Raw genomic sequence first — 13,706 nt, 5'->3', positions numbered from 1 at the left:
CGTGCGCCCGGTCACAGCCCCCATGCCGATGCGGGTCCGGGGCACCCGGCATGGCACCCTTAGACCTGCACACGAGGTCAACGGTAGACACGGACACGGGTTCGAGGAGCGGTCACAGTGCAGCGCTGGCGTGGCTTGGAGGACATCCCCCAGGACTGGGGGCGCAGCGTCGTCACCATCGGGTCCTACGACGGCGTCCACCGCGGCCACCAGCTGATCATCAAGCACGCCGTCGACCGCGCCCGCGAGCTGGGCGTCCCGGCCGTCGTCGTCACGTTCGACCCGCACCCCAGCGAGGTCGTCCGCCCCGGCAGCCACCCGCCCCTGCTCGCCCCGCACCACCGCCGCGCCGAACTGATGGCCGACCTGGGCGTGGACGCGGTCCTGGTGCTCCCCTTCACCACCGAGTTCTCGAAGCTGTCGCCCGCCGACTTCGTGGTCAAGGTCCTGGTCGACAAGCTGCATGCCAAGGCCGTCGTGGAGGGCCCGAACTTCCGCTTCGGCCACAAGGCCGCGGGCAACGTGGACTTCCTCGTCGAACAGGGCAAGGTGTACGACTTCGAGGTCGAGGTCGTCGACCTGTACGTCACTGGCTCCGCGGGCGGCGGCGAGCCGTTCTCCTCGACCCTGACCCGGCGCCTGGTCACCGAGGGCGACGTCGAAGGCGCCCGCGAGATCCTGGGCCGCCCGCACCGCGTGGAGGGCGTCGTCGTACGAGGCGCCCAGCGCGGCCGCGAACTCGGCTTCCCCACGGCCAACGTGGAGACGCTCCCGCACACCGCCATCCCCTCCGACGGCGTCTACGCCGGCTACCTCCACGTCCAGGGCGAGGCCATGCCGGCCGCGATCTCCGTCGGCACGAACCCGCAGTTCGACGGCACCGAGCGCACGGTGGAGGCGTACGCCATCGACCGCGTGGGCCTCGACCTGTACGGCCTGCACGTCGCCGTCGACTTCCTGGCGTACGTCCGTGGCCAGGCGAAGTTCGACACGCTGGAGGCCCTGCTGGAGCAGATGGCCGACGACGTGAAGCGGTGCAGGGAGATCGTCGCGGCCGACTAGTCCCTTGCCGACCAGTCCCTTACGACGCCGAAGGGCGGCCGGTGCCAGCGGGCACCGGCCGCCCTTCTTCATGCCGTGCTACTGCTGCGGCGGAGCCTGCGGGGGCTGCGGCTGACCCTGCGGATGGGGATGCCCGGGGTACTGCGGATACGGCGGCTGCCCCGGCTGCCCCGGCTGTCCGGCCTGAGGCTGCGCCTGCTGCGGCTGCGGCTGCGGCTGGGCCGGGTAGGCCTGGCCCGGAGCCGGCGGATACGGCTGCCCCTGCGGCCCGGGCTGAGCCTGCTGCGGCGGGTAAGGATGCTGCTGCCCGGGCTGCGGATAGCCCGGCTGCGGGGGCTGCCCGGGCTGCTGCGCGTACAGCTGAGGCTGGCCCGGCTGTCCCGGCATCGGCTGACCGGGCATGGGCTGGCCGGGCATGGGCTGCCCCGGCATGGCCTGGCCGGGCATCGGCGGGGCGGCGACCGGCGGCGGGTTGCCGTCGCTCGTCCACAACCCGTGCGACTGCTGATGCCGTACGAAGTCCTCGGCCACCATGGCCGCGAGGTTGAAGTACGCCTCCCGCACCTTCGGCCGCATCATGTCCAGGTCGACCTCGGCACCGGCGGCCAGATGCTCGTCGAACGGTACGACCACCACGCCCCGGCAGCGCGTCTCGAAGTGCGACACGATGTCCTCGACCTTGATCATCTTTCCGGTCTCGCGGACCCCGGAGATCACGGTGATCGACCGCGAGACCAGGTCGGCGTACCCGTGCGCCGACAGCCAGTCCAGCGTCGTACTGGCGCTGCTCGCGCCGTCCACGGACGGCGTGGAGATGATGATGAGCTGGTCGGCGAGGTCGAGCACCCCGCGCATGGCGCTGTACAGCAGACCCGTACCCGAGTCGGTGAGGATGACCGGGTACTGCCGGCCGAGCACGTCGATGGCGCGCCGGTAGTCCTCGTCGTTGAACGTCGTGGACACGGCCGGGTCGACGTCGTTGGCGATGATCTCCAGCCCGGACGGCGCCTGGGACGTGAACCGCCGGATGTCCATGTAGGAGTTGAGGTACGGGATCGCCTGGACCAGGTCGCGGATGGTGGCCCCGGTCTCCCGGCGGACCCGGCGACCGAGCGTGCCGGCGTCCGGGTTGGCGTCGATGGCGAGGATCTTGTCCTGCCGCTCGATGGCGAGGGTCGAGCCGAGCGCGGTCGTCGTGGTCGTCTTGCCGACGCCGCCCTTGAGGCTGATGACGGCGATCCGGTAGCAGGACAGCACGGGCGTGCGGATCAGCTCCAGCTTCCGCTGCCGCTCGGCCTCTTCCTTCTTCCCACCCAGCTTGAAGCGCGAGCCGGCCGCGGTGGGACGACCGCTCTTCGCCTTCTGCCGCTTGGTGTTGAGCAGTCGGTCCGACGACAGCTCCACGGCGGCGGTGTAACCGAGCGGCGCGGCACCGGGGTTGGTCGGCTGCCGCTGGTCGTGCTGCATCGGCTGGGGCCAGGCGGCCCCGGCCCGGGGATCGACCGGCGCCTGCGGGACCTGCGGAGCGTGCGGCTCCGGTCCCGCCGGAGCGGAGTCCGCGAGCTGCTGCGCGGGCGGGAATCCGTAACCGCCGGGCTGCGCCGGGGGAGTCGGGCCGCCGGCCGGGGGGAACCCGTAGCCGCTCTGCGGGTTGGGCGGGGCAGGGGCAGGGGCAGGGGCAGGGGCAGGGGCAGGGGCCGGCTGAGGCGGCGACGGCTGGTGCTGCTGCGGAGCGACGGGCTGCGCCGGTCCCGGCGGGAATCCGTAACCGCCGGGCTGCGCCGGGGGAGTCGGGCCGACGGGCGGCGGAAACGCGTAGCCGCCCTGCGGCCCGGGACCGGGAGGAGCCGGAGTGGGAGCGGGCGCGGGAGCCGCCCCCTGCTCCGGAGACGCGGCGGGCGCGGGCGCGGGGGGCACCGGCGCGAACGGCTGGCCGGGCTGTGCGGGCGGCGGCGGAGTGGTCGCGCCGGGCTGGTTCCAAGCGGCGGGTGCGGGCTGCGGCGCCTGCGGCTGGAACGGCGGCTGCTGACCGGGCACCGGCCCGGCCTGCTGCGCCTGCGCGGCCGGTTGGGACGTCTCCTGGCCGGGCCACTGGGCCGCCGGGGAAGGCGCGGCGGGCTGGTACGACGGCGGCAGCGGAGGCAGCCCGCCCTGCGGCGCCGGCGGCGGAGCCCAGGCGTGCGGCGCGGCATCCTGGGGGGCCGGGTGAGCGGCGGGCACGGCATCCTGCGGCTGCGGCGGTACTGGCACGGCGTCCTGCGGCCCGGCAGGACCGTTCGGTACGGCGTCCTGAGGGGCGCCGCTCTGCGGCCCGGCGTCCTGCGGCACAGCCGGGTGCTCCGGGGCCCCGTCGGCTACGACCGCCGGCGCGACAGCATCGTCATGGTCGCGGGCCTCACCGGCATCGCCGTGCACGTCGGCAAGGGAGTTGCCAGGGACGTCCGCGTCATCGGACGCGCTCTCCCCGCTGACCTCGCCATCCGCCCCAGCAGGAGCCTCGGCGCTCCCAGCCTCACCCGCGTCAGATGCCTCAACTGCCGCAACTGCCTCCGTCTCGTCAACACCGTCCGCTTCCGGCGCGGCAGCCTCCGCCGCCTCTCCGCTGACGCCGTATCCGTCAGCCTCCGCGTCGGCGTCCTCGGTACCGTCCGTCTCGGCACTCTCCTCGGCGGCACCGGCACCGGCACCGGCACCGGCGTCGGCGGCCGGACCGGCCACCGACGATTCCCCGCCGGCACCACCTTCCGCACCCGCACCGGCACCCGCACCGGCATCCGTGCCCAGGGCGGAACGGCTGTCTTCGGCTTCGTCGGCCACCTCGGGAGCGGCCTTCTCCTCCGTCCCCTCCTGTCCGGCAGCCGCGCGTTCCGCGATCTCGGCGATCTCACGCTTCAGGGCGACGGCGGAGAACCGCATGGTCGCGCCGCTCTCCAGGTCCCCGTTGGCAGGCTCGGGTTCGGGCTCGTGAGGCGCGGGGGCAGCGGCAGCCTGCGGCGGGGCCGCCTGCGGCTCGAAGCCCACCGGCAGCCGGGGCACGGCAGTGGCGTCCCCGGCCGACGGCGCAGGCGGCGCGAACGGCGCACCGGGACCGGCGGGGGGAGCAGGGGGCGTGAACGGAGCGCCCGGGCCGGCGGGGGGCGGCGTGAACGGTGCCCCTGGACCGGCGGCAGGCGGCGTGAACGGAGCTCCGGGCGCCGGGGGCGGGGGCGCGAAAGGCGCCGCTCCCGGACCCGGCGCGGGCGGCGCCGGCGGCCCGAAGGGAGCACCCGGACCCGCCGCCGTACCGCCGGACTGGGCAGCGTGCGGCGGCGGAGTCAGCCCCGGCAGGGCCGCACCCGCGGGAAACGGCGAGGCACCGGACCCGGCACCACCCACCTCGCCCGGCCCGCCGGCGGGACCGGCGGCACCCGGACGGCCCGCAGAACCGGAATCCCCGGACGCACCCGCACCCGAACCCGCGCCTCCGGAGCCACCCGAATCGGCGTTCTGCGTGTACCAGGCGGGCGGTGCGTAGTCGATGGTGAACTCACCGGTGGTCTCGATGGCCGACTCCGCGTCGGGCTGGTCATCGCCGGGTGTGGCCCAGCCCCCGCGGATCCCGTCCCGATCGCTGCTCACAGTTCCTCCTGGTGTGGTCGAGCACCCGCATGCCGTGCCGGGGCGACCCTGTCGTGTCGTTCAAGCCGTCCGAAGTCGTTCGAGGCAGTCCGAACCATCGGCTCTCCCCCTCGGACGCGGACACCTGGTCCACGGGTTCTGGCACCGCGCCCACTCCCAGCCTAATCACCAGGAGCCACACCCCGGCAGGCCCGCCCGTCCCCCAATGCGCCCTCACCGGTGCGCACAGGAACGAAAACGCTCCGGAGGCACGCCCATGGCGAGCCCCACCACCACACAAGTCACCACATAACCGGCACCACAGCCCAACGCATCGACCGAACAAAGCGGTGAATCCGCTCTTTTCAGTCCATCCGCCGAGGGGTCCCCAGCAACCCGGTCTCCGCGTCCGTCGGTTGGGTCATCACGTAGTGCCGGTCACGGTCCGTGCACCACAGGGTGACGCCGTCGGACAGGGCGGGCAGCGACTCCACCTCGGTGCGGGAGAATCCCATGACACGCCCCAGCTCCGTGGCCTCGTCGGGCGAGACCCGCTGGATGCCGGCGAGTCGCGCCTGCCGCAGCAGCCGGGGCGCCACCGGACTGAGGTACGGCAGCAGCGTCAGCACCGACTGCCACGGCCCGGCCACAACCCGCCCGCGCGGCGGGCGCATACCGCAGTCCCGCACGACCAGCACCGGAGTCCCGGCCGAGGCGCCCTGCGGCGGCACGCGACCGACCTCGTACACGGAGAGCCCGTTCTGCCCGCCGCCCATCGCGTGCACCATCTGCATCCAGGCCTGAGGCCGGCCCGTCTCCACGGCGACCCGGGCGCCCGTGGCCGCCGTACGCAGCGCCAGCACCTGTGCCGTCCACAACCCGCCGATGAGGACGACGTCGTACGGCGTGGGCCGGTTGATGCCGAGCACGGCCGGCTGCCCCTCGGTGTCCACCCCGGCCACGACCCCGTCGTCCCCGATGGGCAGGGCGAGGGCGTCTAGCTGGGCCGCGGCCAGCGCATGCCTGCCATGGCGCGGCCCGATCAGCCCGAGCCCGTGCCGCAACCGTTCCCCGAGGCCCCTACCGCCGACGCCGCCGCCCGTCTGAGGACCGGCCGGAGCCCCTGTCGGACCGGCCGGAGCCCCTGTCGGACCGGCCGGAACCCCAGTCGGACCCGCCTGAACCGCCGTCACCGTGCACCTCCCAGCGGCAGCGTGGCCAGCATGCCGGGCAACTGCTCACGGTCGAGGCGGGCGAGCCCGGCCCCGCCCTCTCGCGCCGCCGCCTCCAACGCCTCGCGCGCGGCGACGAGTTCATCGTCACTGCGCCCGGTCACCCGGAGATGCCCGCACAGCGACACCTCCTGCCGCTCACCGCGCGCGAGAGTGAAACTGAACGTGGTGGCGAGCGCAGGTATCGCCGTGACCCGGGCGACGAAGGAGGGCAGCGACCGCCCGCCCGCGCCGTCCAGTTGAGGCCAACGGCGCACCCAGTACGTCGTATGCCGCCGGTTGTCACACCGCCAACTGCGCCCGGACTCGGCCGTCCTGCGCTCCCGCGCCTCACTCCGCCCCGCCTCCGCCGTCACCAGCGGGTTGGCGCAGGCCGAGGTCGCCAGCGCGGAGATCAGCTCCTCCTCGTCCAGCACCCTGGCCCGGAACCCGGCACCGGTCAGCCGGCTCGCGAGGTGATCGGCGACCCGTACGACACACTTCTGGGCCCCCAGCAGCCCGCCCCCGCGCGCGGCCACCGCCTCGGCACTCACCTCGGGGTCGAGCTTGAGCGCGATCCACGTGATCCGCACGGCCGGTGCCCCGGTCTGCTCCTGCAACGGCTGGTAGTTGGCGACGGCCACGGACTGCTGCGGCAGATGCAACGCGGGCGCCGGCTGCGTGTGCAACACGACCTGCGCCGACTCCAGCCGTATCCCGTCCACGTCCAGCGCGTCACGCACCACCGCGAGCGGCAGCGGCTGCCGGCTCCGCTCGGCCCGGAGCGCGGTCGCATCGGCCTCCACCTGCAGCACGGCGGTCACGAACGTCCCGTCCCCGACCACCCCCACGGGCCGCCGGTCCCGCCCCCCGTACGCATACGTCCGCAACGCCGGCTCACACTCCAGCGCGGGCACCAGCGCCGGCTCGGTCCCGGCCGGTATCACCAGCCCCTCCGCACGCCGCTGACGTGCCTTCAACTCGCGGGCGGTAGCCAGCCACTCGGGCAGGGAACGACCACGCCGCCGGACGAAGGCCAGCGACAACAGGCCCGCCGAAACCAGAGCCGTCGGCGGTACGGCCACGGGGCCGGCGGCCCAGCCCACTACCAGCAACGCAGCAGCCAGCTCCACGAGCACCAGCCGTTGCAGCCGGAACGAGCCGCCTTGCCCCGCACGTGTCCTGAATCGAGGGACGTTCACGTCGCCGTCCGGTGCCCGACCTCCGGCCGACCGGCCATCGGAGCCCTGCGCAGGCCCAGGGGCGCCGTCGGCCCTCGCTCGACCACGCGAGCGCGACCGCGTACCGGCAGCCATCACCGCATCCCCCGTTCGCTCATAACTCACTGCTCCGGGCACCGCACTTGGGCCTCCGGAAGGCCCCGGTACCCTACCCGCTCCAGCAGGTTTCCCCGGCACCATGCATAGTAGGGGGCCGGTCTGACATCGCAGCGCGGGACGGGTCCCCGTCGGTGCGACAACGGGGAGAAGCAGGCAGTTATGGCATCACGGCGGGACGAACTCAACGCTTACACGTTCGCGAAGAGGCGTACCCTCGCGGCCTTCCTGCAGCCGTCACCGTCAGGTTCTGAAGAGGGAGCTCCCAAACCGCTGCGCGCGATCGTGCCGAGTCTGGTCGCCGGAGCGCTCACACTGGCCGCGTTCGGCGCCTGGGGCATGTTCCAGCCCACCGCGCCCGCCGGCTGGGACCAGCCCGGTACGCACGTGATCGTCGGCAAGCAGTCGACCACGCGCTACGTCGTCCTCAAGACGGGCCGGACCACTCGACTCCACCCCGTGCTCAACCTGGCCTCCGCGCGCCTGCTCATGAACGACGCCGACTACCAGGTGATTCAGGTCAGCGACAAGATCCTGGACTCCGGCAAGCTGCCGCGCGGACCCATCCTCGGCATCCCCTACGCCCCCGACCGGCTACCGTCGGCCGACGAGGCGGGAACGGCCAAGCGGTGGGCCGTGTGCGAACAGCCCGGCGGCAAGGGCGAAACCGTCCAGCAGGCCACCTTCGTCCTGGCCCGGCGGGACCTGGGCAAGACGGACGACGCCCATCGCCTCGGCGCCGGCGACGTCCTCTACGTCAAGACCCGCACCGGCGACCGCTACCTCGTCGACGCGGACGGAACGTCGTACGCCGTCACGGGGTCGGAGTCCGGCACGCTCACGAACGCCCTCGTGGGCAGCCGCAAGCCGCAGCTCGTCACGAAGGAATGGCTCGCCACGCTCCACAAGGGCGACCCGATCAGCTTCCCCCGGCTCCCCGCCGGCGTCGGCGAGCCCGCAGACGTGCCGGGCCAGTTGTCGCCGGACGAGAACAAGGTCGGCACGGTCCTGAAGACAAAGACCGGTGAAGGCACCAAGTACTACGTCGTCCTGCCCGGCAAGGTACAGCCGGTCAGCGAGTTCACCGCCTGGCTTCTCATCGCCTCGCCCCAGACCGCCCGCCTGAACATGAACGGCCAGGCACGCACGGTCGGGCTGCAGGACTTCACCGCCGACCCCCAGCCCTTCGGCGGTCAGGCCGCCAACTGGCCGCTCCAGCAGACCCGGCAGGTGAACTCGGTTGCCGCCTCAGGCCGGGACACGGTGTGCAGCGTGCTGCGCCACGTCGACGCGGACAACAGCACGACGATCAGCACCTGGGCCGGCACCGACTACCCCGCCGAGATCACCGCGGACGGCACCAGCACGTACGTGACCCCCGGCACCGGCCTGCTCTACACCCAGATCCAGGGCACGGAGACCGGCGCAGGAGGGCTGTTCCTGGTCACCGACACCGGTCTGCGGTACGCCGTCCAGGCCAACGGTGACAGCGACAGCCGCAAGTCGGACATCGGAGCCCACGGCAAGAAGCTGGCGGACGGAACACCCGAGCCCGGCGAGGCTCAGGTCAAGCTCGGCTACCAGAACGTCCGAACCGCCAGGGTGCCCGTCGTCTGGTCGGAGTTCCTCGCCAAGGGCCCGCGGCTCGACACCAACAGTGCCCGGCAGCCGCAGGGCTCGTGATCTGTCCTCACCTCGGACATGACGAACAGGAGCGCCGCGCGCGTGCTGCCGACGAAGGCAACCCTGCTGACCGCCGCCGTACTGCTCACCAGCCTCGGCACCGCCCCGCCCACCGCTTGCCTACGGCTGGACGGAAGCGGCGAATGCACCTTTCCCGCCAAGCAAATCAAAGGGACCCCCTGGTCGCTGCAGCGGGTTCTGCTCGACGAGCTGTGGCAGAGCACGAACAAGGGCAAGGGCGTCCGTGTGGCGGTCATCGACACGGGTGTCGACGACACGAACCCACAGCTCAAGCCCGTCGTCGACAAATCGGCCGGTCGTGACTACCTCACCAAGGGCAAAGGCGGCGATCCCACGAACGACCGGGTGGGCCACGGCACCAAGGTCGCGGGAATCATCGCGGCCCGCCCCCGGAAGGGCACGGGTTTCGTCGGCCTCGCCCCCGACGCCACCATCATTCCCATCCGGCAGAACGACGCCGACAACAGCGGCGACTCGGACACCATGGCTCAGGCAATCACCTACGCGGTCTCGCGGGGCGCCGACGTCATCAACATCTCCCAGGACACCACCAAGCCGCTGTCCAGGACCTCCGCGCTGGCCGAGGCCGTAAGGAAGGCGATCAGCCGGAACGTCGTCGTGGTCGCCTCCGCCGGCAACGACGGCCTGGACGGCAAGATCAAGAACACCTACCCGGCCGCCTTCAAGGGCGTCCTCGCGGTGGCCTCCTCCGACCGCAACAACGAACGAGCCGCCTTCTCCCAGGCAGGAACCTTCGTCGACGTGGCGGCGCCCGGCGTGGACATCGTCTCCACCGTCCCCGGCGGCGGCCAGTGCACGGACAACGGCACGAGCTTCTCCGCCCCGTTCGTCGCGGGTGTCGCCGCCCTGCTCAAGGAGAAGCACCCCCACTGGACCGCAGCGCAGATCGTCACCCAGATCGAGCAGACCGCCGAGCGGCCCGTCAACGGCCACGACGACTACGTCGGCTGGGGCGTCGTCGACCCCGTCCGCGCCGTACAGGAGTCGGACCTCGCCGACCCGCCGTCCTCGCCGACACCCGACCCCGGGCTCTCCAAGGCGCCCGCACCGGACGTGGCCCCGTTCTCGCTCGCGGAGACACCGCACGAGCGCAATGAGCGGTGCGCCGCCTACGCGCTCGGCATCACCATCGTCCTGGTCGCCGTCATCACGGGCACCGCCGTCGTTCTGCGGGACCTGCGCCGTCGCCACCGAAAGGACCTCTCAGCGTGAGCTTCGGCCGGCCTCCGTCGATCTACACCGAATCCGCCCGGACCGCGGAGCAGACACGCACGAGGCGCCGTCGGCTCGCCCTGGGGGCACCGTCACGGCAGCTGTGCTGGCCCTCTGTCTGGGCGGAACCACGCTGTGGTTCGCCGACCACGGCGACAGAGCGCACAGGCCGGCCGCGAGGGCCGACCAACAACTCCCGGACGCCGTACGGGACACGCTGGAGCGGCCACCCGTCTCGCCCGAGGGCCCAGCTGGTGGCCGAGCACCAGGAGGGAAAGCTTTCCAAATGGCCGCGCTACGCGCCCGGACTCTGGGCCACGCGCAAGACCGTTGCGCAGGGGGTAGGAGACCAGGTCGACGGCTACGAGATCAAACCCGACAACAAGAGGACGGCCTGGACGCTCCAGCTGCCGGGGAACATCTGCGCCACCACCGGCGAGGTCACCGCCGACGGCCGCGCCGGCGGTGATGGCCGAGTCCGCGCCCGCCAAAGGCTCACCTGCCGGGGGTGGCGGAGCCTGTGACGAACTGGTGTTCTTCGACATCGACATCGACATCGACACCGGCAAGCGGCTCTGGCAGAACAAGCTGCCCGCAGCGGACTTCGCCGCGAGGACGAACACCAACCTCGCTCTCACCGAGGGCGTCGTGGCTGTCGCCTGGGGGCAGGGTTCGGCGGCATACGACATGGGCAGCGGCCGACGCTTGTGGAACACGACCACCACGTCGCAGTGCCACGACATGGGCTACGCGGGTGGCCGGGCCCTGCTCGCCCTCGTCAACTGCGGCGACCCCAGACAACCCAGCTACCGGGTGGAGAAACTGGACTCACGGACCGGCAAGGACCGGTGGACCTACAGGCTCGCAAGCGGTGTCCAGGCCGTGTACCTGCCCTCCTCCGACCCGCCCGTCCTCGCCGTCGCGGCCGGCGATTCCACGGTGACCGACCTGATCACCCTCGACGGCGAGAACGGCAGACGCATGGCCACCATCTCGATGAGCGGCTACGACGCGCAGTGCGGCCGGATCGGCCTGGGCCCTCCGTACTTCGGCGTGCTGGCCGAGTGCGACCTGCTGGTCGTAGGGCCATATCTCATCTTCCTGACGAGTCAGGAGAACATCGCGAACGGCCAGCCCGTCGACTGGATCGTCGCCTTCGCCCCCCGCACCGGCCACTCCGTCGCCAAGTTCGAAGGCCGGGAACTGCAGAAGGTCGTCCCCGTTCGCGCCAGCGGTGAGAACCTGATCCTCTACCGTGCCGAAGGCTTCGCCAACCCCGCCGCCGTGGTGAGCTGGAACCCTCGTACGGACAAGGAGACGCCGTACCTCCTCTTCGAGGTCCCGGGCACCGGGGACTGGCAACCGAGCAACCCGGGCGAAACGCGTATCGTCTGCGAACAGGGTCACGTCTTCTTCTCCCGGCGCACGCTCAGGGCCGACGATGACTCTCCCAAGGACCCTGTGCCGTCCCTGTTCGGCATCGGTAGCGCCGGGTTGAAGCACTGAGGCAGCGGCGAGGGGCGGTACGCATGCATACCGCCCCTCGCCGCAGATCCGCCCCTACGCGGTTCCCTCTTCCCCTGCCGGCGAGGGCCCGCCGTTGTGCTGCACCGGCTCGAGGTCGAACTCGCCATCCCGAGCACCGAGCACAAAGGCCCGCCACTCCGCCTCCGTATAGCGCAGCACGGTGTCGTGGTCGAGCGACGACCGCATGGCTACGGCACCCTCCGGCAGGTATGCGATCTCGACCCGCTCCTCATGCTCCTCGGTACCAGGGGCGCAGTGCCACTCGACGTCAGAGATGTCGAGGGCGTACAGCTCGTCCCGCTCGCGCTCTTTACGCGCCTTGATTTCCTCAGCCGTCTCGGCCATGCCGCAGCGACCCCTTCCTGGTGTGCGAACGCTGTGCCGCTCACAGTACGTGTCACGGTAATGGCACGCCGAACTCCCCTGGCGGGCCTTTGCAGTTGGAAGGGCCATGTCGAGTGACTAGAGTGGCTGCGTGTACCACGTTCGTGGTACCGCACGGGGGCGGTGCGACGCTGCGGCTATGCGTAGCGCGCAAGCGCAGCAGGTCTTGCCCGCCAGGAGAGCCGGGACATGAGCCCGGGTGGACCCGTCGCGGTGGTGAAAGTCACCGCCGCTTCCAAGAAGAGGGCGAGACAACGCATGGCGCAGGGGCAGGCGCACAGCAAGCATGAGCTGACGAAGCTTGCGAACGACATCCGCGACTTCCACACTCAGGTGAGCGAGCGCGTGACGTCGCTGAATCGAGTCGTGGACATGGTCCAGGCCGGCTGGAAAGGCGCCGCGGGCAAGGAGTTCGACACGGTCCAGCAGGGCGTGAACAAGAACCTCAAGAAACTGCAGGACGACCTTGTCGATCTCGAAGAAGCAATGAGGGCGAGCATCGGCGGTTTCACCGACCAGGAGCAGGAGCGCATCGCTCACATCCGGAAGGTGGACAACTCCTACGAGGTCAAGAGCCGCATCACTGACCTTGCCTGAGCCCGACCCATCCACGAGGGAGATTCGCACCATGAGCTTCGATGCCGACCGCACAGCAGTCAACTACGACACCGTCACCCAGGCCGCGAGCGATGTCCGCAGCACAGCCAAGAGCCTGGCAGAACAGCTTGAGATCCTCATGCGCCGAGTAAAGGCGGTTGCCGAGACGTGGGAGGGCGAGGCGAAGACGGCGTACGGCGAGATTCAGCGGGACAGCAGCGATCAGATGGACCAGATGAGCCACAAGCTCGCCCGCATCGCCCAGCTCCTCGACGAGTCGGTCATCGGCTACCAGGACACCGACAAGGGCAACGCGGCGCGGTTCAGGATGCTCATGGGCTGAGCCTCTGCAGGGACTGAGAGAGGGAGACGACGCCGGACGCCGTCTCTCTCTTCTTGTCTCAGCTGCCGTCCAGTTCCTGACTCAGACCCGCACTCTCAGAGCATGACAACTGCTTGGCAAGCTTGTATGACGCTTCGTTCAGCAATTCCATGTTGCCCTTGTACGACACTTTCCCCCGGCTCGCCGGTGCGTACCAGAAGTCTGTCTGGACCACTCGGGCCCGCCGCTTGTCAGCAGGAGCCTTCGAAGGCTGGCACGTGAAGTACAGTCGCGCGCCCAGAGTAGTAGCCCAGGCGCGCAAGCCCACCTTGAAGTAGACGTTGCCATGGAGGAGCTTGTTCGGTGCCGGTGGGAGCGTGGACAGCACCTTGAATGAGAACCCGATCCGCTGATCGTTACGCACGTTCTCGGGCTCGATGGTGCAGAGGTCGTGGCGACTTTCGGCAGGCGGCCCTGTAAATTCCTTCGAAACGTTCTCCGGCATGTCGAATTTCCCCGTCGAGGGGCTGCTCGAGAACTCTTTTGTCGCTGCGATCGCCTCCAAAGCGTGGGCCCCCGTTTCCGACAGGCCACCGCACACTTCTCGAGCAGACTGGAAATCGTTGCCTTGATGGTCCGTTCCACCGGAGCATCCGGTGGTGAGGGCAATCCCGACTACGACCGTGCACCATGCAGATTTCATTGGATGTGCGCTACGATCCTGAGGCATCG

12 protein-coding genes are annotated in these 13,706 nt (G+C 70.9%); 7 read left to right on the top strand and 5 right to left on the bottom strand.

Translation table 11 applies throughout. From position 1 onward, the window contains the following. Nucleotides 1-117: 117 nt before the first annotated feature. Complete coding sequence (locus ABZ854_RS31155) at nt 118-1,062, top strand: bifunctional riboflavin kinase/FAD synthetase (RefSeq protein WP_361217516.1); 945 nt, start codon at nt 118-120, stop codon at nt 1,060-1,062. A gap of 78 nt (nt 1,063-1,140) precedes the next feature. On the opposite strand, the gene ABZ854_RS31150 is transcribed toward ABZ854_RS31155, so the two are convergent. The 3 genes from ABZ854_RS31150 to eccE form a co-directional block, all read right to left on the bottom strand. Further along, the gene (locus ABZ854_RS31150; protein ID WP_361217513.1) at nt 1,141-4,680 is read right to left on the bottom strand and encodes an SCO5717 family growth-regulating ATPase; all 3,540 of its coding nucleotides are present in this window, start codon (nt 4,678-4,680) and stop codon (nt 1,141-1,143) included. Nucleotides 4,681-5,024: 344 nt separating this feature from the next. Further along, the gene (locus ABZ854_RS31145; protein ID WP_361217510.1) at nt 5,025-5,723 is read right to left on the bottom strand and encodes a hypothetical protein; all 699 of its coding nucleotides are present in this window, start codon (nt 5,721-5,723) and stop codon (nt 5,025-5,027) included. Between the two features lie 125 nt (nt 5,724-5,848). Then, complete coding sequence (gene eccE / locus ABZ854_RS31140; protein WP_361217507.1) at nt 5,849-7,186, bottom strand: type VII secretion protein EccE; 1,338 nt, start codon at nt 7,184-7,186, stop codon at nt 5,849-5,851. A gap of 183 nt (nt 7,187-7,369) precedes the next feature. On the opposite strand from eccE, the gene eccB reads away from it, so the two are divergent. The 4 genes from eccB (at nt 7,370) to ABZ854_RS31120 (ending at nt 11,650) form a co-directional block, all read left to right on the top strand. Next, a complete protein-coding gene (gene eccB, locus ABZ854_RS31135) occupies nt 7,370-8,890 on the top strand; it encodes a type VII secretion protein EccB (protein WP_361217504.1) in 1,521 nt (506 codons plus the stop codon). 18 nt (nt 8,891-8,908) lie between these two features. Further along, nucleotides 8,909-10,144: a type VII secretion-associated serine protease mycosin gene (gene mycP, locus ABZ854_RS31130; RefSeq protein WP_361217501.1), complete on the top strand. Its 1,236-nt coding sequence runs from the start codon at nt 8,909-8,911 to the stop codon at nt 10,142-10,144. Nucleotides 10,145-10,398: 254 nt separating this feature from the next. After that, complete coding sequence (locus ABZ854_RS31125) at nt 10,399-10,668, top strand: hypothetical protein (protein ID WP_361217499.1); 270 nt, start codon at nt 10,399-10,401, stop codon at nt 10,666-10,668. Nucleotides 10,669-10,675: 7 nt separating this feature from the next. Beyond that, nucleotides 10,676-11,650, top strand: coding sequence for a PQQ-binding-like beta-propeller repeat protein (locus ABZ854_RS31120; protein WP_361217496.1), 975 nt, complete (start codon nt 10,676-10,678; stop codon nt 11,648-11,650). A 54-nt stretch (nt 11,651-11,704) separates the two neighbouring features. Here the strand turns inward: ABZ854_RS31120 and ABZ854_RS31115 are convergent, their stop codons facing one another. Continuing rightward, nucleotides 11,705-12,016 carry a DUF397 domain-containing protein gene (locus tag ABZ854_RS31115; protein WP_361217493.1) on the bottom strand — a complete coding sequence of 104 codons (312 nt, stop codon included), beginning with the start codon at nt 12,014-12,016 and terminating at the stop codon, nt 11,705-11,707. A 228-nt stretch (nt 12,017-12,244) separates the two neighbouring features. Between ABZ854_RS31115 and ABZ854_RS31110 the strand changes: the two genes are divergently transcribed. After that, a complete protein-coding gene (locus ABZ854_RS31110) occupies nt 12,245-12,652 on the top strand; it encodes a WXG100 family type VII secretion target (protein WP_361217491.1) in 408 nt (135 codons plus the stop codon). Nucleotides 12,653-12,683: 31 nt separating this feature from the next. Further along, entirely contained in the window at nt 12,684-12,995 is a 312-nt protein-coding gene (locus ABZ854_RS31105) for a WXG100 family type VII secretion target (protein ID WP_129306240.1), read from the top strand. Nucleotides 12,996-13,053: 58 nt separating this feature from the next. Here ABZ854_RS31105 and ABZ854_RS31100 read toward each other — a convergent pair whose 3' ends face one another. Then, complete coding sequence (locus ABZ854_RS31100) at nt 13,054-13,704, bottom strand: hypothetical protein (RefSeq protein ID WP_361217487.1); 651 nt, start codon at nt 13,702-13,704, stop codon at nt 13,054-13,056. Nucleotides 13,705-13,706: the final 2 nt, after the last annotated feature.

Origin of the sequence: Streptomyces sp. NPDC047028 (genome assembly GCF_040644095.1) — a bacterium.
In the GTDB taxonomy this organism is placed as follows: Bacteria; Actinomycetota; Actinomycetes; order Streptomycetales; family Streptomycetaceae; genus Streptomyces.
The sequence above is the reverse complement of the archived record's forward strand: the minus strand, read 5'-3'. Positions and strand labels throughout refer to the sequence as shown.